16 protein-coding genes are annotated in these 21,427 nt (G+C 43.8%); 12 read left to right on the forward strand and 4 right to left on the reverse strand.

Annotated features, from left to right (window positions below; translation table 11 throughout):
- Positions 1-669 precede the first annotated feature (669 nt).
- Positions 670-1,227 (reverse strand): DciA family protein, encoded by a 558-nt coding sequence (locus tag DP114_RS30125; RefSeq protein ID WP_171978345.1) that lies wholly within the window; start codon positions 1,225-1,227, stop codon positions 670-672.
- Between the two features lie 211 nt (positions 1,228-1,438).
- On the opposite strand from DP114_RS30125, the gene DP114_RS30130 reads away from it, so the two are divergent.
- The 8 genes from DP114_RS30130 (at position 1,439) to thiL (ending at position 9,685) form a co-directional block, all read left to right on the forward strand.
- Positions 1,439-2,626: a hypothetical protein gene (locus DP114_RS30130; protein ID WP_171977874.1), complete on the forward strand. Its 1,188-nt coding sequence runs from the start codon at positions 1,439-1,441 to the stop codon at positions 2,624-2,626.
- Positions 2,627-2,844: 218 nt separating this feature from the next.
- Positions 2,845-3,543, forward strand: a complete 699-nt coding sequence (locus DP114_RS30135; RefSeq protein ID WP_171977875.1) for a PspA/IM30 family protein — start codon at positions 2,845-2,847, stop codon at positions 3,541-3,543.
- A gap of 166 nt (positions 3,544-3,709) precedes the next feature.
- Positions 3,710-4,486, forward strand: coding sequence for a PspA/IM30 family protein (locus tag DP114_RS30140; protein ID WP_171977876.1), 777 nt, complete (start codon positions 3,710-3,712; stop codon positions 4,484-4,486).
- 256 nt (positions 4,487-4,742) lie between these two features.
- Positions 4,743-5,003: a hypothetical protein gene (locus DP114_RS30145; protein ID WP_169267911.1), complete on the forward strand. Its 261-nt coding sequence runs from the start codon at positions 4,743-4,745 to the stop codon at positions 5,001-5,003.
- 376 nt (positions 5,004-5,379) lie between these two features.
- The gene (gene glsA, locus DP114_RS30150) at positions 5,380-6,540 is read left to right on the forward strand and encodes a glutaminase A (protein ID WP_216669948.1); all 1,161 of its coding nucleotides are present in this window, start codon (positions 5,380-5,382) and stop codon (positions 6,538-6,540) included.
- Between the two features lie 260 nt (positions 6,541-6,800).
- Entirely contained in the window at positions 6,801-7,130 is a 330-nt protein-coding gene (locus DP114_RS30155) for a thioredoxin family protein (RefSeq protein WP_171977878.1), read from the forward strand.
- Between the two features lie 83 nt (positions 7,131-7,213).
- Positions 7,214-8,416, forward strand: coding sequence for an LL-diaminopimelate aminotransferase (locus DP114_RS30160; protein WP_169267909.1), 1,203 nt, complete (start codon positions 7,214-7,216; stop codon positions 8,414-8,416).
- Positions 8,417-8,611: 195 nt separating this feature from the next.
- Complete coding sequence (gene thiL / locus DP114_RS30165) at positions 8,612-9,685, forward strand: thiamine-phosphate kinase (RefSeq protein ID WP_169267908.1); 1,074 nt, start codon at positions 8,612-8,614, stop codon at positions 9,683-9,685.
- Positions 9,686-9,720: 35 nt separating this feature from the next.
- Here the strand turns inward: thiL and DP114_RS30170 are convergent, their stop codons facing one another.
- Positions 9,721-10,737 carry a type I glyceraldehyde-3-phosphate dehydrogenase gene (locus tag DP114_RS30170; protein WP_169267907.1) on the reverse strand — a complete coding sequence of 339 codons (1,017 nt, stop codon included), beginning with the start codon at positions 10,735-10,737 and terminating at the stop codon, positions 9,721-9,723.
- A gap of 317 nt (positions 10,738-11,054) precedes the next feature.
- On the opposite strand from DP114_RS30170, the gene DP114_RS30175 reads away from it, so the two are divergent.
- The 4 genes from DP114_RS30175 to DP114_RS30190 all read left to right on the forward strand — a co-directional run bounded on the left by DP114_RS30175 (position 11,055) and on the right by DP114_RS30190 (position 16,966).
- Positions 11,055-11,210 (forward strand): hypothetical protein, encoded by a 156-nt coding sequence (locus DP114_RS30175; protein ID WP_171977879.1) that lies wholly within the window; start codon positions 11,055-11,057, stop codon positions 11,208-11,210.
- A gap of 740 nt (positions 11,211-11,950) precedes the next feature.
- Entirely contained in the window at positions 11,951-13,414 is a 1,464-nt protein-coding gene (gene murC, locus DP114_RS30180) for a UDP-N-acetylmuramate--L-alanine ligase (protein WP_169268638.1), read from the forward strand.
- A gap of 155 nt (positions 13,415-13,569) precedes the next feature.
- The gene (gene murB / locus DP114_RS30185) at positions 13,570-14,568 is read left to right on the forward strand and encodes a UDP-N-acetylmuramate dehydrogenase (RefSeq protein ID WP_169268639.1); all 999 of its coding nucleotides are present in this window, start codon (positions 13,570-13,572) and stop codon (positions 14,566-14,568) included.
- A gap of 2,116 nt (positions 14,569-16,684) precedes the next feature.
- The gene (locus DP114_RS30190; RefSeq protein WP_169268640.1) at positions 16,685-16,966 is read left to right on the forward strand and encodes a hypothetical protein; all 282 of its coding nucleotides are present in this window, start codon (positions 16,685-16,687) and stop codon (positions 16,964-16,966) included.
- A 630-nt stretch (positions 16,967-17,596) separates the two neighbouring features.
- Here the strand turns inward: DP114_RS30190 and DP114_RS30195 are convergent.
- Both DP114_RS30195 and psaB read right to left on the reverse strand, forming a co-directional pair.
- On the reverse strand, positions 17,597-18,871 hold the full coding sequence (locus tag DP114_RS30195; protein WP_169268641.1) for a competence/damage-inducible protein A: 1,275 nt from the start codon (positions 18,869-18,871) through the stop codon (positions 17,597-17,599).
- 299 nt (positions 18,872-19,170) lie between these two features.
- Complete coding sequence (gene psaB, locus DP114_RS30200; protein ID WP_171977855.1) at positions 19,171-21,396, reverse strand: photosystem I core protein PsaB; 2,226 nt, start codon at positions 21,394-21,396, stop codon at positions 19,171-19,173.
- Positions 21,397-21,427 lie beyond the last annotated feature (31 nt).

Consider the following 21,427-nt stretch of genomic DNA (forward strand, 5'->3'; position numbering starts at 1 on the left):
TTCGGGCTACTTTTGTTCCTTTATTTTGCATCAACAGAGAGAATGTGGCTTTTGGCTACAACCCATGTGTTAACTAGGTTATAGCGATCCCAACGAAAAGATTAACTTTATAATCTTTTTAGATTTGTGTTACCTTTTTCAACTTTTTTGTTAACAAAGTGATACATTAATTGCGGTGGATTAAGCATACTCGGTTTTAGCTGAAAATGATTGGGGATCAAAGCTACTTATGAATATAACGATGTGAGTCACCTTTGAACTTCAGGCTTTGGGAACACTTTTTCAGATGCAATTAACTGTATCTTTAGGAAGAACTGATATGATTGAGTCGTCACTAAGATAAAATTTCAAAATTTATATAGATTATTTCTTTAGGAAGATGAAGTAATTGTAAAAAAAGATAACGGTTTTGAGCCATTTATCACATGAGCACAAAACTATTTTGAGATATATATGAGAAAAAGCTCGCTGCACAATGCTAAGCCATTAGTCTTGAGTAGGATTAACGAAAGTAGAAACAAGAATCAATGAACAACTTAGGAGCAGTCCCACAGGCGGCGCACCGCCCGTTATGAATGAAAGAAACACTCTTTCGGTGTTCGGCTTTGTTTATTCAGAGAATTCCAACAGTTGTGAATTCACCGATTGGTGAGTTTTTTGTTTAAATGCTCAGGAGGACTTTGAAAATTGTTTAGCAGCACACACAGAACAGACACCCCAGCGGTGAAGTTCACCGGGTGGGGTGGGACAATGGCACAGGGGACAAACAGGTAAATCGTGCGATCGCTCTTGCACTGTTCTAGCCCAATTTTGGAAAGCAGCATTGGCATCCTTAGCTTTAGGCGTTATATCATCGTTTCTACTCATCTCATCACCCACGTAACTGGGATGTTCTTGACGCGATATTGTTTGTTGTTCCTTAGGAGTGTTTTGAGGACGCTGCCATCGGGCTGTAGAAAAATGAATATCCTTCAAACCAATTGAGAGTTTTTGATTCAACTTTAAAATTAAGCGCTGGCGCTCAAAAGTTAGGTTCTGTGCCCAAGCTGCACTCGAAGTTGCCACCCGCAAAACATCGCGCTCGATCGACAACGGTTTAGTGTGAGTAGCTACTACTGCTCCTACAACTTCAGCCCAACACGTCAGCAAACGTTGAAATGGCTGCTCTTGCCATTCAGCTTGAGGTGCCAAAACCTCTAAAATATCATTAATTGATTTCAACGAAATTTACCTAACCCTCGCAAAAACTACAGCACAGCTGTGAAATATATTTATAGCAATCCTAAATGATTAGTGAAATTTTTCATGAAGAACACTCGACAACCCCAACAGTGGTTTCACAACTAAAATCGGACTGCTATATGATATTTATCGCGCTTGATTGGCAAAAATATATTTTTAAATCAATCCCACACTCCAGGTTTGAGGCAGATAGGCAATGAGTCAAAATCCCCTAATAGATACGTCGTCGTCGGGTGCTCAATCTTCTAAAACAATAGGGTTGAAACCACCACTAGCAGCCGCACTGGCGAGTTTGGAAGTCCAACTAGATCAAGAGTTAGCTCGATACCGACGTACACGAATTGGATACAGAACCCCAAGCCAATCCGGTACAAGCATTTCCCCGAGCAGTAAACTTCAAGCGTTGACTGCTATGAGTACAACAGGGGGCAATACAAAATTATCAGCAGAGGATAATCTCAAAGAAAGTTTCCGGAAATATGGACTGACAATAGGAAAAACACATACCTCAAATACTTTTCTTCAGGAGGAATCTATTCTTCCTGAAACTGAAATTAACCCACCTAAACCTACAGTACAAACTCAAGATCAGGTGAGTGCATCAGATACAATATTCGATGCTTTGTTAGCACCCCAAACCTCCCAACCGCGTACGTCAGCTTCGTCAAAGACACATCTACAATCGAATGTAGATTCAATCCCAAGCAACTCTGCCGAAGCACAAATCTCAAGAGCGTCAAATGCCATTGTCGTACATACACAAATTCAGGAACCAAGTCAGAGTCAGAGGGAAAATGTTTCAAACTCACAACAAAATACAAGCAAAGAACCAAATGACTACTTGGAATCGTCTGAAGCGCTACTGAGAAGTTTAGTAGAAGATGAACCAAAAACTCAAGCACCAAAGAATTCTAAGAACAGTCTGCTATCTCCCTTGGGCATTGGCTCGATGTTACTACTATTCTTAGGAAGTTTGACGCTGGGCTACATCGTCTTCAATTTCCACCATGGATTATTTCCGCAAAATACGCCTAAAACGGCTCAAAAGACGTCAGAAAGTAACAAAAATGTGAAAACTGTAGCTCAACCAACCTTCACACCCATACCTAACCTTGGACAGAACTCTACGCCCAACTCAAAAGCAACAACTTCCCAAAAGCCGGATACAGAAATCAAACCGTCAGCAGATGGGTTTTATCATGTGATTATAGACAATCAAGGCGATCGCGCTTTTGCCTCTGTACGGCAAGTCGTTCGCGATGCTTACTTATCACCCGACGGTAAAATTATTTATCTGGGTGCCCTCAAGACAAAAGAGCAAGCACAATCACTCCTCAAAGAATTACAAGCACAAGGCATTAATGCCAAAATTGAGCAGCCTTAAGGTAGTTGACGCAGCCCTAAAAGGGGATATGGAATAGGAGTTATCAGTTAACAGTGAACAGTGAAGGAGTCAGAAGTCGCAAGTCGGAAGTCGGAATTCGGAATTCTTTATTTCTTCCTTCTGAATACTGAATTCTTCTTCAAACTGATAACTGATAACTGATAACTGACGACTGATAACCCTTACATCCCAATTTAAAAGTTCATCGAGGGTAGGACATGGGACTAATTGACCGTATCAGGCGGGTGATTCGCGCTAATCTCAATAGCTTAACTGTGCGTGCAGAAGATCCAGAAAAAATTCTGGAAGAAACTGTCCAACAGATGCAGGAGAATTTGATGCAATTGCGACAAGGGATAGCGCAAGCGATCGCCACCCAAAAGCGCACAGAACGACAAATGGCTAATGCTCAGTCTGTAGCAGAAGAATGGTATCGCCGCGCTCAACTAGCACTGCAACAAGGTAACGAATCTTTAGCTCGCGAAGCTCTTACCAAACGGCTAGCATATCAACAAACGGGTGAAGCTCTTGCCACTCAGATAGACGAACAAAGTACTGTTGTGGCTAGAATCAAAAAAGATATGCGCACCTTAGAGCTAAAAATTGCCGAAGCAAAAACAAAAAAAGATATGTACATTGCTCGCGCCCGTTCTGCTGAAGCATCATACAAACTTCAAGAAATGTTGGGCACAAGTTCCAGCTTAGATGGCATCAAAGCTTTTGAGCGTATGGAAGAAAAAGTTTTGCAGCTAGAAGCTCAAACAGAAGCTATTTCCACAACGAGTAAAGATGCTTTGGCTCAGCAATTTGCTTCTTTGGAACAGGCTGGTGATGTTGATGCAGAACTAGCAGCACTGCAAAAGCAGCTTTCCACTGAATCACAAAAAAGACAACAGCTACCTAAAACTCCAGATTGATGAAGATTGGGCAATGATCTAACTTGCAGCTTATCTTAAAAAATAAGGACACTTTCGTCAGCGCCAATCCAAACCGGAACGATTACATTGAAATAAGTAGCTATGAAATAGTAAAAAACCTAACTACCCAACTAGGCGCGTAAATCACAAGAGGAAAAACAAAGTTATGGGATTATTTGACCGCATGAAACGAGTCGTCAGTGCCAACCTGAACGACCTAGTCAGTAAAGCCGAAGATCCAGAAAAAATGCTGGAACAAGCCGTCTTAGAAATGCAGGAAGACTTGGTACAGCTAAAACAGGGCGTTGCTCAGGCAATAGCAGCCCAAAAACGGACTGAGAAACAGTACAATGATGCTCAGAACGAAATCAATAAGTGGCAGCGCAACGCTCAACTGGCACTGCAAAAAGGTGAAGAAAACTTAGCAAGACAAGCACTGGAGCGTAAAAAAACTTTTACTGACACATCAAATGCACTCAAAGCCAGTCTAGATCAGCAAACTGGCCAGGTTGAGACTCTCAAGCGCAACTTAATCCAACTGGAAAGCAAAATTTCTGAGGCAAAGACCAAGAAAGAAATGCTCAGAGCAAGGATTACGGCAGCAAAAGCTCAAGAGCAACTTCAAGGCATGGTGCGTGGTATGAATAGCAGCAGTGCTATGGCTGCTTTTGATCGCATGGAAGAAAAAGTTTTGACACAAGAAGCCCGTGCTCAGTCAGCAGCTGAGTTGGCAGGTGCTGATCTAGAAAACCAATTTGCATCTTTGGAAAGTGGTAGCGATGTTGATGATGAATTGGCAGCTTTGAAAGCGCAAATGTCTTTACCCGGAGGTTCACCAAATCAACCCCAACTACCGCAACAAACCACTCCTCCAAAATCAAACAAAAATGAAGTGGTTGATGCTGAGTTGGATTCGCTACGCAAGCAATTGGATCAAATGTAATTTTTACACTGACAAGCGCTCTGTGTTGGGTTCACCACAAGCGGATTTATACTACTTTCAAGAGAAACCTTGATATTCTTTTGTGTTTTTGACAAAGAGTTTATCAAGGTTTCTCTTTTAGCGTGTTAAGCTGTCGCGCTTTCAATTTGCAGCCTTATTTTGATCTAGTCAATCATTGAAACCCTCTTCCCTTCAGCATAGCTGCCTTCTGCCACGCCAGGTGGTGTAGCCTGTGGAACCCTTTCGGCAGTTCCTCATGGGGGAAACCACGCCACATGCTACAAGTCGGCAGAGCCGGACGCCAGTCGCCTCAACGGAGGGAACCTCCGCACGGCGCTGGCTCCCCAACGCAGTGGCTCCCCAAGACCGGACTGCCTCACCACCGCACTGGCTCCTCTGCCTAGCTGTTGTTCATTGTTTAATGCACAACAGCTTACCATCATTGATCAGCAGCAATATTAACACTCGCTCTCTAAATATCGAACATTCACTTGAACTTAATGCTGTTTGTAGCTGAGTTGTTTGTTCGTTTGTTATACCATTTCTTTGTGAGGCTGCGCCAAATTTTCTTGACTTTTTCTTTCTTTCTTTGTGTTCTTTGCGCCTATGTCCTTGGGACACGCTGAGTCGTAAAGCGACACGCGCAAGGGACACGAACGCGGTTCGTTCCTCATATATTTGGGCGCATCTTCATATAAAATTGGTATTAAGAAGCCTTTTACCGGCATAACACATTTATACCCTTTTTTCTCCTACTCTGATTTTATGCAAATGAGATGCGCTACAGCTTAACTTGGTCGTTAATGTATTGACTTGTAGCTAGTCAATAATGTAATGAATATTTATCAAGACAATTGCGATAGTTTTCAAACTAAAAAAAGATAAAAATAAACATGAAAGCAACCCCATTCATGCAACTGCGATTAATTCTGCTCGGATTGATCCCGTTAGTTCTGATAAGTCCAGCTTGGAGCTACACTAAAGCGAAGCAGGAAGTCAGTGACTTGAAGACTCGCAATTTTTTGACACAGCTTAGCACTGATACTCCAAAAACTGATTTATATAAAAAAGATATACCGACTCCAGAGACATTCCAACAAGTCCTTAAGGAAGCCTACGAAACTTTCAAAGGAGTCAATGAAGGAAAGAATGCCGACTATATTCCATTTCTAGCAAAGGCAGATCCCAACTTATTCGGAATTGTGATCGCAACCGTTGATGGAAAGGTTTACGAGATTGGCGATTCAAAGTACCCGTTTAGTATGCAATCGGTGAGCAAGGTTTTTACCTTTGCCCATGTACTACAGACTCTCGGTAGCACTGCGGTTGAAGAAAAAATAGGAGTTAATGCAACAGGCTTGCCTTTCAACTCGTTGATAGCAATTGAACTAAATGAGACGCGTAGTGTCAATCCGTTAGTCAACGCTGGTGCTATTACTACTGTCAGTTTCGTCCCAGGTAACACTCCTGAAGACCGATGGAATCAGATAATCGGAACGATGAGCGATTTTGCCGGTCGTCCGCTTTCAGTTCAAGAGGAAGTCTATCGTTCTGAATCCGAAACCAACTTGCGTAATCGAGGAATTGTCCAACTGCTGGATAGCTATAAGAAGCTTGGCAGCGATCCCTTGGAGTCGCTGGATTTGTATACTCGGCAATGTTCTATAGAAGTAACAGCACGCGACCTGGCGCTGATGAGTGCGACGCTGGCAAATGGCGGGGTTAATCCAATCACTTCAAAGCGAGTCCTCGCTCAAAATTACGTCCCCAAAGTGCTGGCTGTGATGTTAACCAACGGACTTTATGAGGATTCAGGCACCTGGGCTTACCAGGTTGGATTACCAGCGAAAAGTGGTGTTTCTGGCGGAATTATAGCAGTTGTTCCAGGTAAGTTTGCGATCGCCACTTACTCACCTCCATTGGATCAAGCTGGCAACAGCTTCCGTGGGCAGAAAGCAATAGAGTACATTACTAGCAAGCTGGGTGTTAATATATTTTCGGGCGCTACATCAAGAACCCAAGTTGCTAGTTATCCGAAGCAAGGGGGTCAGTAAAGCAAGAAACGCTTATGCAATAGCGTTATAGTGAAGGATTTACGGCGATTCAGTTAAATGAAACAATTGACATCTATAGCTATAGTCGATTAGCTGTTACAAAAAATTGGACATTGTCAAGACAACCACAACCAGATGACAACACTGGCACGTAGCGTCATTTTTTAAGAAAGCGGATAAATCCTGTGGGTATTGTCCTCAGATTGGGATAGAGTAGTCTGTGGGCAAGTTATGATGAATGGGTATTGCTGGAGAGTGCAATGAGCAGCAGTGTTGTAACCATAACTGATGCTGAGTTTGAAACCGAAGTGTTGAAAGCCAAGAAGCCTGTATTAATTTATTTTTGGGCTTCCTGGTGTGGACCTTGTCAATTGATGTCGCCACTGGTAAACTCCGCAGCTACCACCTACAGCGATCGCCTGAAAGTGGTAAAAATCGAAGTTGATCCTAACCCAGTAGCAGTCAAGGAGTACAAGGTCGAAGGTGTACCAGCCTTCAGACTTCTTCAAGGAGACAAACTTTTGGCATCCACTGAGGGAGTCATCAGCAAAGACAAATTACTCAGCCTCTTAGATTCTCATCTCAATTAGTCATTTGTCGTTAGTCCTAAGTCCTTAGTCCCTTGCTAAAGACTAAGGACTAAAGACAATTGACTTAGGACAAAGGACGAAAAATGCAGTTTGCTAAACGTATACAACCCCTGCAATCAAATGTATTTGCTGATATGGACAAAGCCAAAACAAAAGCTTTGGCTTATGGACAACAGTTAATTGATTTGTCACTGGGGTCTTCTGATTTATCCGCAGAGGCGCACGTGATTGAGGCGATCGCCCAATCTTTACACAACCCAAGTACCCACGGCTACCTACTATTTCACGGCACCCAAGTTTTTCGCAAAGCAGCCGCAAGCTGGTATACTGATAAATTCGGTATTCCTGTCAATCCAGAAACAGAGGTACTGCCCCTGATTGGTTCCCAAGAAGGCACAGCACATTTGCCTCTAGCAGTCCTCAACCCAGGAGATTTCGCCCTATTGCTTGATCCGGGTTACCCCTCCCATGCAGGGGGAGTCCACTTGGCGAACGGTCAAATTTACCCAATGCCAATACGGGCAGAAAACGGGTTTGTACCTGTGTTTACAGATATTCCGACGCCTGTATTAGCACAGTCGCGGATGATGGTCTTAAGCTATCCTCATAATCCAACTGCGGCGATCGCACCGCTATCATTCTTTAAAGAAGCAGTTAGTTTTTGTCAGCAACACAATATCGTCCTAGTCCACGATTTCCCCTACGTAGATTTGGTCTTTGAGGAAAGTAACGACTCAGAACTAGGAACCGAGAATTGGGACAGACCCCTTGCTCCCTCAATTCTACAAGCTGATCCAGACAAAAGCGTCTCAATTGAGTTTTTCACCCTTTCCAAGTCATACAACATGGGCGGCTTCCGTATTGGCTACGCCATCGGTAATTCCGAGTTAATTAGTGCCTTACGCCAAATAAAAGCAGCCGTTGATTTTAATCAGTATCGGGGAATTTTGAATGGTGCTGTTGCTGCCTTAACAGGTCCACAGACTGGAGTCAAAACCTCTGTGAACATTTTGCGCCAACGCCGAGATACCTTTGTCAGCGCTTTACACCGTATTGGTTGGTATGTTCCCACGCCCAAGGCAACAATGTATATCTGGGCAAAGTTACCAGAACGGTGGAGTCAAGATTCTATCGGATTTTGTACTCAGCTCGTAGAAAAAACAGGCGTGGCAGCGTCACCAGGTGCAGGCTTTGGTAAATCTGGAGAAGGATATGTCCGTTTTGCTTTAGTGCATGATACACCAGTTTTGGAAACTGCTGTTGAGAGAATTGCAACGTTTTTATAAGAAAATTTATCACGAGTCGTTTATATGCATCTTTTGTAAAAGTAAATTTTTTTTGAGCACGACATCACAGATGCACACAGATAAATTATCTAAACTATCTGCAAAATAGCCTAAAGAGTCTTCTTAAAACACATATAATACAAAATGTCAAAAAACTAAATCATCAAAATAACCGTCCAAAGCAGAAAACTTACTGTGAACAGTGAATTATCCTCTTTGCAAGTTCAAGATATTGGAGAGCAAGGTCTTTTAGAAAGATTACAGCGCTTTTGTCCTCCAGAAATTGTCGGAGATGATGCGGCTGTGCTTTCTACTGAACCAGGACAATCTTTGGTAGTCACAACTGATGTGTTGGTTGATGGTGTCCATTTCAGCGAACTGACGACTTCTGGAGAAGATGCTGGTTGGCGTGCCGTTGCTGCTAACTTATCAGATATAGCAGCAATGGGTGCAACTCCGTTAGGAATTACTGTCGGATTGGGACTCCCTGGCGAGGTTGCTGTCAGTTGGGTGGAGCAATTATACCAGGGAATGACACAATGCTTGCAAAGGTACAATACGCCAATTGTTGGTGGTGATATAGTGCGATCGCCCACGACTACGATAGCCATTTCCGCTTTTGGTCAAGTTAACCCCTCACGTGTTATTCGTCGTAACCAAGCTAAGGTGGGAGATGCCATAGTTGTCACAGGTGTTCACGGGGGTAGTGCTGCTGGCTTACAATTGCTTCTGCATCCTGATTTTGGGGAAAATCTGAGTGATGGCGATAGCGTTCGCGAAGCGTGTGCTTTGCACTCAGCGCTGCTGCTTTCAGCAGATCGCACAGTCTTAATTCACGCACACCAAAGACCGAAACCCCGACTAGATGTGTTACCAATTCTATGGGAAATTCTAGACTCTCATACCCCACACTCTGTAGCTGGTATGGACAGTAGCGACGGCTTAGCAGATGCTGTAATGCAAATTTGCCGCGCCAGTGGTGTTGGTGCTGTTATTGAACGCACTCAAATTCCTTTACCAAAACAATTCAATTCTTGGCTGACACAAGAACAAGCCCTGGAATATGCTTTATACGGTGGTGAAGACTTTGAGCTAGTATTGTGCTTGCCAAAAGAACAAGCATATACGTTTGTACAACAGCTTGGTGAGGGCGCGGCTATTGTGGGAAAAATCACAGATGGATCAACAGTCCTTTTGCATGACCAAACAAAAGAATACCCCGACCAAGTTCTCAGTCTTGATCGAGGGTTTCAACATTTTCATCGTTAGCTGCTAGTTATTTGTCTTATGCAAATGACAAATGACTAGTTAGTCCATTTTTCGGCTACTAACTCTGCCAAGTCAGTGACTCGCTGGCTGTAACCCCACTCGTTGTCATACCAAGCCATGACTTTCACTAAGTCGCCGCCCATAACAAAAGTCAAGCTAGCATCAACAATTGAAGAGGCATCAGTACCTTGATGATCGGATGATACCAAGGGAAGATCGCTGTAATCCAAAATGCCTTTGAGTTGACCTTCGGAAGCCTCTTTGAGGACTTGGTTGACTTCTTCGGCAATGGTAGACTTTTCAACCTGAATCACAAAGTCCACCATGGAAACGTTAGGGGTGGGTACGCGCAACGCCACGCCATTCAGCTTGCCTTTGAGTTCTGGTAGAACCAGCGCTACAGCTTTCGCCGCACCTGTGGAGGTAGGCACAATGTTAATAGCTGCTGCACGTGCCCGCCTAAGATCGCGGTGAGAGGCGTCTAGCAAGCGTTGGTCACCAGTATAGCTGTGAGTGGTCGTCATCATGCCTTTGATGATGCCGAATTTCTCGTGCAACACCTTCGCGATGGGAGCCAAGCAGTTAGTGGTACAGCTAGCGTTACTGATAATGTTGTGCTTTTGGTGGTCGTAATCGTGATCATTGACGCCAATCACAAAAGTCCCATCTTCGTTCTTTCCAGGCGCGGTGATGAGAACTTTCTTTGCACCAGCGTTAAGATGTTTTGTCGCCCCTTCTCTGGAAGTGAAAACCCCTGTTGCTTCAATAATTAGGTCAATTTCCCAGTCTTTCCAGGGCAAGTTTTCTGGGTTGCGATCGGAGACACACTTAATAGTCTTACCGTTGACGATGATTGAGTTATCATCGGCAGAAATGTCAACACCTTTTAACTTCCCTAGCATCGAGTCATACTTCAGCAGATGAGCATTGGTTCTAGGGTCGGATGTGTCATTGATAGCGACAAGTTCGAGATTGCTATTTTCTCTCCCTACCCAGCAACGTGCAAAGTTACGCCCGATGCGCCCGAAACCGTTAATTGCAACTCTAATCACAGCGTCTTGCCCTCTGTCTACTTATACTTAACAAAAGCTACTCATGACCCCGATCATACCGCAAAGGGGGAGTATTTATAACTATAAAGCTTTACATTATAAAAAAAATAAATATTTTCTTCCTACCTGTTTGTATACAGGTTGTGGTTATCAATATAAGCCCCAACTCCTTAGTGGAACTAAATAGGGAATTGATTGGCAATCATGGCAAAATTTATGAATAAGACTTCACTAAAATCTCATGCAAAAAGTACCAATGTATGCTAAAATGTTCGTCTACTCCATTGAGTTGTACTTACCCCTTCGGGGTTCGCCCTATGGCTAATGCCACGCCTTACGGCTATCGGGTTAGCAGTCGCCTAGGTCGGGAGAACGCCAGGTGCTACAACGGGGCGGCAGCTTTTCGGGGGAAGCTTCCCCCGAAAACGTGCCTTGGGAACCCCCAAGACCGCGCTGGCTCACTTGCACATTAACCTACCTTAAGCTATGTTCTCACAGCCTAGGAGTCAGGGTGCAATTAACCAATCACACAATTGTCCTAATTCTTGTCCACGGTACCAATGAGGTAAGGCTTTAAATGTATCTCAACCAAGAATCTAGTACCAGTGAGTATTGGGATAAGTAGCCAGCAAGGCAATCAGGGTGTCAATAGCATAAAAAATCCCAGAACGACTTTTCAAAAACGAGTGATACAGTCAATCCCAGGTTGTCTGCAATAAGTCGTTGCACTATATATATTTCTGAGAAAAATTTTGTGAAGACACCCAAACGACTCGTTATAAAAGAGTTCCGTCCAAAGATGTCTTGGCTAGAAGCATGTGTAAATTAGGAACTGGAGCAAAAGTACCTCAAATAATTGCCAATTGGTGTATCCACCAACGCTCAAGCTTTCTTCAATTTTAAAAGGCTTTATTTACCAATTGATAATTATAGCAAATTTGAGATCGGCAGCGAAAAACATATATTTACAATAACAACGAGGAGTTTCCCGATTGAGCATAAAGTTTCAGAATAATCATAATATCTGTTAAGAAAGAGAAAAAATGACTAACAAGGGTAAAATCGATTTGAATGAGAAAAATAATCGTGAAAAAAACAACTTATCGGTTATAAAAATGATGGTACAAAGGCAGTATCAGTAAAAATCGAATTCCTGTTATGATACGCGTGTCATTTAGGATGATTGTGTGGTGTGGTGATAGAGGATAAATCAATGAAAGATACAGTAGAGTTTGGCGGTAAACCATTTCATTTCATTGGTATTGGCGGCATAGGCATGTCTGCTTTAGCATATGTGTTAACAAAGCGTCAGTTGCCAGTATCTGGTTCAGATCTTCGTCCAAACCATATTACTCGACGTCTAGAATCTATCGGAACTCATATTTTTGGTAAACAAGAGGCAAGCAATCTGGAATTCTTTCGTCCTCATTCTCAGCCGACTGGAGTAGTATTAAACACTCAAGAAGAACTATCTACTTTCTCGAAAGCAAAATTACCTCAAGTTATTTGTTCAACAGCCATTAACACAACTAATTTAGAGTACAAAGCAGCATTAGAATTAGGTTGTCCAATTTTTCATCGGTCTGATGTACTGGCAGCATTAATTACTCAATATAATAGTATTGCTGTCGCAGGAACCCACGGAAAAACGACAACAAGTAGCATGATTGGTTATATGCTACTCGAAGCAGGTCTTGATCCAACGATTTTAGTCGGTGGAGAAGTGAATGCTTGGGAAGGCAATGCCCGATTGGGGCAAAGTCGATATTTAGTAGCAGAAGCAGATGAATCAGATGGTTCTCTGGTGAAACATAGCCCAGAAATAGGTATTATCACTAACATAGAACTAGACCATCCTGACCACTACGACACATTAGAGGAAGTGGTGGAAACTTTTCAAACATTTGCAAAAGGCTGTAAAACTTTGGTAGGGAGCATTGATTGCACAACTGTACGCGATCGCCTACAACCAACGATTAGCTATAGCCTAAATCCTGATACTGCTGCTGACTACACTGTCACCAACGTGGACTATAAAGCCGATGGTACCACAGCTCTTGTATGGGAAAGGGGCAAGGCTTTGGGTGTGTTGAACTTGCGCTTACTCAGTAAGCACAACCTCAGTAATGCCCTAGCAGCAGTGGCGGTTGGTCGGATCTTGGGCTTAGAATTTGCAGAAATAGCCAAGGGTCTTGCGACCTTTGAAGGCGCAAAACGCCGTTTTGAATTCCGGGGTGAAGCCAATGGCATCGCTTTTATTGATGACTACGCCCATCACCCCAGTGAAATTCGTGCTACTCTTGCTGCTGCACGCTTGCAGGCAAAACAAGGGCAGAGAGTTGTTGCTATCTTCCAACCCCATCGCTATAGCCGGACGCTTACCTTTTTGGAGGAATTTGCTCAATCGTTTAGTCATGCTGATTTAGTTGTCCTCACTGATATTTACAGTGCAGGCGAGCCAAACTTGGGGCAAGTCAGTGGTGAAAAACTTGCAAGTGAAGTTGCTAAACAGCATTCGCAGGTAATGTACCAACCAACTTTAGCCTCAGTCCGCGAATACTTACAGCAAACTTTGCATTATGGAGACTTGGCGCTGTTTCTCGGAGCTGGGAATATTAATCAAGTCATTCCCGAAGTCATGGCGACACAATGTCCACCTGTTAAGGCTACTTCTTAAGGAAAGTTTTTTACCCCCAAAACCGGAGTACAACTTTCGTGCAAGTTGGTTTCCCTTATTCGCATAGTGTCCGTTTAGCAATAGTTACATGGCTTCTCATTGGTGTCGTCTTTTTACGGCATACAAACATCTAAATTCAGCGCGTTCTAAAAGATATGACAATATCCCAGGCAGTAGCAAATGTCTGCAAAGTTTCTGGTATGACAAATAGCAGGCTAATAACATCTAATAATTCCATCGAAAGTAAAGAAATTTATTTACTTGGTACTGATTGTGTTATTAAATCTCAAGTTTCGCTTGCAGCGTATACTTCGTACAGAGTCGGTGGACCTGCTGAGTGGTGTGTTGCTCCTCGAAACTTAGAAGCACTGCAAGCTAGTATTCAGTTTGCGAAAACACATGAATTACCAGTCACAATACTAGGAGCAGGATCTAACTTGCTCGTCAGTGATTGTGGGATACCAGGTTTAGTTGTTGTGACTCGTCATTTGCGCCATAGCCACTTTGACTTAGAAACAGGTCAGTTAACTGTCGCTGCAGGAGACCCAATTCCAAGCCTAGCATGGCAGATAGCAGAGCGGGGATGGCAAGGATTTGAGTGGGCTGTTGGTATTCCTGGAACTATTGGGGGTGCCGTAGTGATGAATGCAGGGGCACACAATAGTTCTATCGCAGATATATTAGTTAGTGCTCAAGTACTTTTACCAGATGGAAGTCTGGAAACTCTCACCCGCGAACAGCTGAGCTACAGCTACCGCACCTCTATCCTCCAAGGAAGCGATCGCATCGTCACCCAAGCCACTTTTCAACTCCAGCCAGGGGCAAACCCAACAGAAGTTCTAGCAGCTACCAAACAACACAAAGAGCATCGACTAAACACTCAACCCTATCACTTGCCCAGTTGTGGTAGTGTGTTCCGCAATCCTAAACCTCATGCTGCAGGCTGGTTAATTGAGCAAACAGGCCTCAAAGGTTACCAAATTGGCAAAGCGCAAGTTGCACTAAGGCACGCTAATTTCATCGTTAATTGTGGTGGTGCTAGTGCTTCAGATATTTTCAATCTCATTCACCATGTCCAACATCAAGTACAACAACGTTGGTCTATTCCGTTAGAACCAGAAGTAAAAATGTTAGGAGAGTTTCAAGCTGCTTAACTAGTCGCCCTCGTCCCCCGCTATAGTGGTATTCCACTTAGCGTGGGGATATAAGGCGGGCAACGACAATTGCATCTTTTATTTATTTTTGCCGAAGGTAAAATCAAGAATTGGTGTATGCACAGTTGCTAATCTCTTCGGAATTAACGAAACCAATGTTATATACTAATATTGGTTGCGACCCACCCACTCGGCTCATAACAACCGGTCACAGTAGCAGTAATATGCGAACCCAAGTCTAAGAGCCAGAGAAAAGGGGAAAAGGAATTGCGGCTCTTGCGCGTATGCACAACGCAGGTAAATCCTCGAACAAAAATCAAACTGCCTGCGGGAGGCGGGCGGCTGCAAAGCTCGCCACGGGGTTGGGCAAACCCTCGACAAAAATGGACAACCCTTGTATTTTTGCGGCCTCCAGTCAACTCGTTTTACCAAAATTTTTGGGTATGGCCGCAAAAATACACCCAGATCTTGAGTCTTACGAGTAGACATTGTGTAGGGTTGTCCATTTTTGTCTATGGAAAATGAAGCGGATACTCCCCGGTGGCAGACTTTGCGCCAGGGTACACACGGGTGTACGGGAGTAAGGAGCGAGTCTCAAACCTCCGGAGGACAGGTAAGACCATTATCGTCTTGAGTGACGAATACTTTCGCGTATACCCAACGTGGCACTGACCGATGAAACTGGAAGCCCCCACTATAAACGGTACTCCGTTTTAGTGGTGGGTACTTCACTGAACCAAGCTTTCTGAGAAAAATATAACTTTTTCTCCCCTTCTTGTTCAAATAAGCAGAAGTTTTTTTACAAAAATGCTAAATATTTTTATTTGTAGCCCGCTTGCGCGGGCTTTATTTATGTAAAGGGAGTTTTTTTAACCCAATTAGAATTTATGCAAAAACGTGCTGTTTGCGTCCTACCCTGGAATAAGCAGATCCGTTGTCTATGCGGTTCATTTTTTATTATTTTGCCTGTTGCCCTTCGGGTGTGCGCTCTGCGCACGCCCGAAGGGCGAACGCCAGTCCCCCAAACTCCTGCACCAGACGCACTCGCGTTCGTGACGGAGACCGCCAAGATGGGGGCTGGTCTCACCTGTTAAGCGCCTCAACGAATAATTTCACAACTTCTGCACGGATTACTATATATTTTGTTGGTCATTTACCAGCAAAACTCTAATCATATAGGAATTCGGTTTGATTTGGTGAGACCAGTGCTGCGGGAGGGTTTCCAACGCCAGATACCAAGTGAGGGAAACCCTCCTATGTCCTGAGCCCTGAGTCCCAAAGGGACACGCTGCGCGAACGGGCACGGCCCCGTGCCGAACGGACACGCTAGCCCCGAAGGGGCAAAGCTCGCCGGGGGATACTCCCCCCGGCAGACTTTGGCGCTACGCAAACGCGAACAGTACTGGCTCCTCCGCAGGCAACTGGCGAACCCGAAGGGTGAATTGACAAAGTAGAGGTAGGGAACGCTTAACGCTTAACAGAAAGTGTACCTAGCTTCGTTCAAAATCAAATATGAGTCCTATAGTATTTGTTTTTTTAGAAAGTTACTAATCAATAGACATCAGTAATTTTATTAAAAAAAAGAAATCTTTCTTCGTAATATTTTTTAATTCGTTATTTTTCATGTGCGATATATCATGGTTTTTAGATTTTTTGATATCTTTAGAAGAATTTTAATTTCTTTTAAACAACTTGATATTAGCTAAATATTGACATTTTACTACTGAGTAAAAAAAAGCTTATTTTTTGAACAAAAGAATTGCTATAAACTGAAAAGCTATGAAAAAAAAAGAATATTAGCTACTTTAATTTTCTTTTTTTAGAAGTACCATACTTTTAAATGTATTTTTTTTGTCTTTATCAGAATTTTATTAAAAAAAAAATAAAAACACTATACTTTTTTGTTTGTTTATTGTAATTTGATACTTGTGAGTTTCAAAAACAACAGTAGTTTCAGCTAAGTAAAGGGCATTTGGCTTTTATTCTTTGCATGGAATTTATTGTAATATTAATAACTGGTATTTTCTAGCAGATGCATTTACTAGCATTTTGTTTTGTGAAGTATTCAGAAAAACTCATCAACACAAAGAAAACTTTCACCAAATAGTGAGTTATCATGACGACCGAATCTAAATATCAACTAGTTTCTCTTGATGAGAGCTACATGTCCGATTTGTCTGATGAAAATCAATCCACAGTTTCGGGTGGTACTCTTGGTTTACTTTTTGGGCTTTTAGGTGGGATTTTCAAGCCTCTGTACGGGAATCAGCAGCCTACTACTACTACTACTGTTATTAACAATATTTATGTCAGCAACGGTGGCTCATCAAGCGCATCAGCTGGCTCATCATCTGGCTCATCATCAGGTGGCTCATCAGGTCCAGGTAAAGGCCACTAAAGGAAATACCAAAAAATACATTATCCAATCTTGTGGTGCAGATATCTTGTCTCCTTCTTACCTAGGACATACAGCCATCCAATCTCACAGGATCTAGTGTGGATATTTTGTTATTTGGCAGTTACAACCCGAATCGGGGTGTAAATTGTTGAAATGCTCTGCATAAGCTTTATATGTGTCAAGAATTAGGTAGAGTCCGGCTAATAGGGATAGCCAGACTCTGTTAGCCTTAGTGTTTTGATGGCTTATGCCTAACCTAGCATTAGTTGGTTGTAAAAGCTATATTTTTTATAGACTTTTTACAGCCAGCTTACTTAGATTAATTTTGCTTCAGTTATAAAAATCACAGTTCTGACTGTTATTATTCATTAGTCATTTTTTTATACTATTAGCTATTCCCTATCGTTTTCATAATGGGTTGATTAGCGGATATTTAGGTTGCTTAACAATTAAGATTGACCTCTAAGCGCCATGAATGAGTGGGGATTCTAAACTGTTCGCACTCTCCGGGCATCAGGCGTGCTACTTTCCTTTTTAGTTTTGATTGATCATGGGTTCGTTCAAGTTTGAAGGAAGTTTGAAGGAACAATTCTTTCAAACTTCCTGCGATAAATTTGCCAACAACGTCATTTATTTAGAAGGCATAACAGCTGGCTTCTGACTCAACAACTTCCTTCGCAGATTGTCCAATGCTGTACACGCACTGAGGTGGCGAATTAAAGACCGACCTCGCCCTGCACCAAAATGATATTCAAAACTTTGCACTTCTCCATTCGATCCAGCTAACCCGATATAAACCAACCCGACAGGCTTAGTCTCCGTATCACCTGTGGGTCCAGCAATACCAGTGATACTCAATCCCCAAGTGGTCGAAAGACGCGACCGCACTCCCGCAGCCATTTGTTCTGCAACAATAGAACTGACAGCCCCATGCTTTGCCAAATCTTCGGAGTTAACACCCAAAAGCCCTACTTTTACGGAGTTATCATAAGAAATCACCCCACCCCAAAAGTAATCAGAACTTCCAGAAATCTCCGTTAACATTTGCCCTAATCCGCCACCAGTGCAAGATTCTGCCACAGAAAGGGTTTCCCCTGCACCACGCAACAACTCACCCACAACTGAGGCAAGAGTGTCATCATCTGCACCATAATAATCTAACCCCGCAATTTGTTTAATCTGTTTTTCAATGGGGGCAATCAAATCCTGTGCTTGTGATTGGGAAGCAGCTTTAGCAGAAACTCGTAATTTCACTTCTCCTCTACTGGAATAAGGTGCAACTGTTGGGTTGGGCAAGTTTAGATAAGCTGCGACCTTTTCGGCTATTGCTGATTCCGTCACACCCCAAAACTTTAACATCCGACTATAAATAATTTCTTTACCCCAACCTTGACTTTTCAGATAAGGTACAGCAGTATCCTCCCACATCCGGTACATTTCACTTGGCACACCAGGAAAGGTGAAAATCGTTAATCCTGAACGAGGCTGCCAAATAATGCCGGGTGCTGTTCCCGTAGGGTTTGGTAAAACTTCGGCACCTTGGGGTAACAAAGCTTGTTTGCGGTTACTCGCAGTCATAACTCGACCGCGTTGAACATATTTTCTGGTAATATCTTCAATAATATCTGGACGCTCTACTAAAGGAGCACCAAAAAAATCCGCAATTGTTTCACAAGTCAAGTCATCTGGTGTCGGACCAAGACCTCCAGTAAAAATCAAAATTTCCGCTCTTTGACTTGCAATTTCTATAACCTGTTTTAATCTTGTTGGGTTATCTCCGACAACTGTTTGATAGTAGTGGGGAATACCTAGCCCAGCCAACTGCCGCGCCAAATATTGAGCATTACCGTTGAGGATATCTCCTAACAGGAGTTCGGTTCCAACACAAATAATTTCTGCACTCATAAAATGAAGAAGGGGTGTAAGGGAGCCAGTACTGATAGCGTAGCGTGGCACTTTGTGCCATAGGAGGGTTTCCCGACAGAGGTATCTGGTGAGACCAGCGCTGCAGGAGGGTTTCCCTCCGTAGGCGACTGGCGTTCGCCGTAAGGCGTGCGCTTTGCGCATACCCGAAGGGCGTGTGTAGGGAATAAATCAATTAGAGGTAAGTAAAACTCAATTGACAAAACAAAGTAAAGGTGATAAGGAAATCCCCCACCTGACGGCAGAGGATTTTGATGACTGACCTACTACTCACCGCTGAATCAACCAAACTTACCAGCAGTAGAGGCAATCAGGAATGCTCCGTAGGTCAAGATGTAACCCACACTGAAGTGAGCTAAACCAATCAGACGACCTTGAACGATGGACATGGCAACGGGCTTGTCTTTCCAGCGAATCAAGTTCGCCAAAGGAGTACGCTCGTGTGCCCAAACCAAAGTTTCAATCAACTCTTGCCAGTAACCTCTCCAAGAGATTAGGAACATGAATCCTGTCGCCCAAACCAGGTGTCCGAACAGGAACATCCAAGCCCACACTGACAAGTTGTTCATGCCGTAGGGGTTATAACCGTTAATTAACTGAGCCGAGTTCGCCCACAGGTAATCACGGAACCAGCCCATCAGGTAAGTTGAAGATTCGTTGAATTGTGCGACGTTTCCTTGCCAAATACCCAGATGCTTCCAGTGCCAGTAGAACGTCACCCAACCTACAGTGTTGAGTGCCCAGAATGTGGCCATGTAGAAAGCGTCCCAAGCCGAGATGTCGCAAGTACCGCCACGACCGGGACCGTCGCAAGGGAACGAGTAACCGAAGTCCTTTTTATCGGGCATCAGTTTGGAACCACGCGCATCCAAAGCACCTTTTACCAGTACCAGAACTGTGGTGTGGATCGCCAGAGCAAACGCATGGTGAACCAAGAAGTCACCAGGACCAATAGTTAAGAACAGCGAGTTGGTCGTGTTATTGACTGCATCCAGCCAACCTGGTAACCAAACGTTCGCGTAGTTAGGCCAAGCAGTTGCTGCAACGCTATCTGGATTAGACAGCAAGGTGTTCAACCCGTACAGCACTTTTCCGTGAGAAGCCTGAATGAATTGTGCAAACACTGGCTCAATCAGGATCTGCTTTTCGGGTGTACCGAAAGCAACCACTACGTCATTGTGGACGTATAGACCCAAGGTATGGAAGCCCAAGAACAACGACACCCAGCTCAAGTGCGAGATGATTGCTTCTTTGTGCTTGAGTACCCGGTCTAGTACGTTGCCTTTGTTTTGCTCTGGGTCGTAGTCACGTACCCAGAAGATTGCTGCGTGAGCAAATGCACCCAGCATTATGAACACAGCTATGTATTGGTGATGAGTGTACAAAGCTGCTTGCGTTGTGTAGTCCTTACCGATGAATGCGTAAGGAGGCATCGCGTACATATGCTGCGCTACCAAGGACGTGATTGTTCCCAGTGCTGCCAGGTGGATCGACAACTGGAAGTGCAGCGAGTTGTTGTACGTGTCGTACAGTCCTTGGTGAGGCAAATTGAACTGACCTTCGGTTTTGCTGCCAAAGAAGTTTTTGGCGTTGAGCATTTCTTTGATGCTGTGACCAATTCCGAAGTTCGTCCGGTACATATGACCGGCGATGATGAAAATTACCGCGATCGCCAAGTGGTGGTGAGCCATATCCGTCAGCCACAGCGATTCGGTTTGAGGATGGAACCCACCCAAAAATGTCAGAATTGCTGTTCCTGCACCTTCGGACGTGCCAAACACATGGTTTGCTGTGTCAGGGTTGTTCGCGTAAGCTGCCCAATTTCCCGTAAAGAATGGTGCTAAACCCGCTGGGTGAGGCAAGGTCGTTAGGAAGTTGTCCCAACCCACATGAATTCCCCGAGATTCGGGTATTGCTACGTGAACTAAGTGACCTGTCCAAGCCAAAGAACTCACACCAAACAGACCTGCTAGGTGGTGGTTCAGACGTGGTTCTGCACTCTTAAACCAAGCCAAGCTCGGACGGTACTTCGGTTGCAAGTGCAACCAACCTGCAAACAGGAACAATGATGCTAACAGCAGCAGGAATACTGAACCTACATACAGTTCATTGTTCGTCCGCATACCAATGGTGTACCACCAGTGGTAAAGGCCTGAGTAGGTGATATTGACTGGATAGCTCGCCCCACCTTGGGTAAAGGCTTCTATTGCTGGTTTCCCGAAGTGCGGATCCCAGATTGCATGAGCGATTGGACGGATATGCAGAGGATCTTTTATCCACTGTTCAAAGTTACCTTGCCAGGCTACATGGAACAGCAGGCTCGATGCCCACAGGAAGATGATTGCCACATGACCGAAGTGAGTTGCGAATATCTTTTGGTAAAGATTTTCTTCTGTCATGCCATCGTGGCTTTCAAAGTCATTTCCTGTTGCGATCGCATACCACAGCCGACGCGTAGTCGGATCTTGTGCTAGATCCTGGCTAAATTTTGGAAATTTTGTTGCCATAAGGATGAACTCTTTGTTGCCCACATCAAAT

This window comes from Brasilonema sennae CENA114 (genome assembly GCF_006968745.1).
GTDB lineage: Bacteria > Cyanobacteriota > Cyanobacteriia > Cyanobacteriales > Nostocaceae > Brasilonema > Brasilonema sennae.

Bases quoted from the DNA above. Each gene is read 5' to 3' on its own strand.
- DP114_RS30130 (WP_171977874.1), top strand. From the start codon at position 1,439: ATGAGTCAAAATCCCCTAATAGATACGTCGTCGTCGGGTGCTCAATCT.
- DP114_RS30135 (WP_171977875.1), top strand. From the start codon at position 2,845: ATGGGACTAATTGACCGTATCAGGCGGGTGATTCGCGCTAATCTCAAT.
- DP114_RS30140 (WP_171977876.1), top strand. From the start codon at position 3,710: ATGGGATTATTTGACCGCATGAAACGAGTCGTCAGTGCCAACCTGAAC.
- DP114_RS30145 (WP_169267911.1), top strand. From the start codon at position 4,743: ATGGGGGAAACCACGCCACATGCTACAAGTCGGCAGAGCCGGACGCCA.
- glsA (WP_216669948.1), top strand. From the start codon at position 5,380: ATGAAAGCAACCCCATTCATGCAACTGCGATTAATTCTGCTCGGATTG.
- DP114_RS30155 (WP_171977878.1), top strand. From the start codon at position 6,801: ATGAGCAGCAGTGTTGTAACCATAACTGATGCTGAGTTTGAAACCGAA.
- DP114_RS30160 (WP_169267909.1), top strand. From the start codon at position 7,214: ATGCAGTTTGCTAAACGTATACAACCCCTGCAATCAAATGTATTTGCT.
- DP114_RS30175 (WP_171977879.1), top strand. From the start codon at position 11,055: ATGGCTAATGCCACGCCTTACGGCTATCGGGTTAGCAGTCGCCTAGGT.
- murC (WP_169268638.1), top strand. From the start codon at position 11,951: ATGAAAGATACAGTAGAGTTTGGCGGTAAACCATTTCATTTCATTGGT.
- murB (WP_169268639.1), top strand. From the start codon at position 13,570: ATGACAATATCCCAGGCAGTAGCAAATGTCTGCAAAGTTTCTGGTATG.
- DP114_RS30190 (WP_169268640.1), top strand. From the start codon at position 16,685: ATGACGACCGAATCTAAATATCAACTAGTTTCTCTTGATGAGAGCTAC.
- DP114_RS30195 (WP_169268641.1), bottom strand. From the start codon at position 18,871: ATGAGTGCAGAAATTATTTGTGTTGGAACCGAACTCCTGTTAGGAGAT.
- psaB (WP_171977855.1), bottom strand. From the start codon at position 21,396: ATGGCAACAAAATTTCCAAAATTTAGCCAGGATCTAGCACAAGATCCG.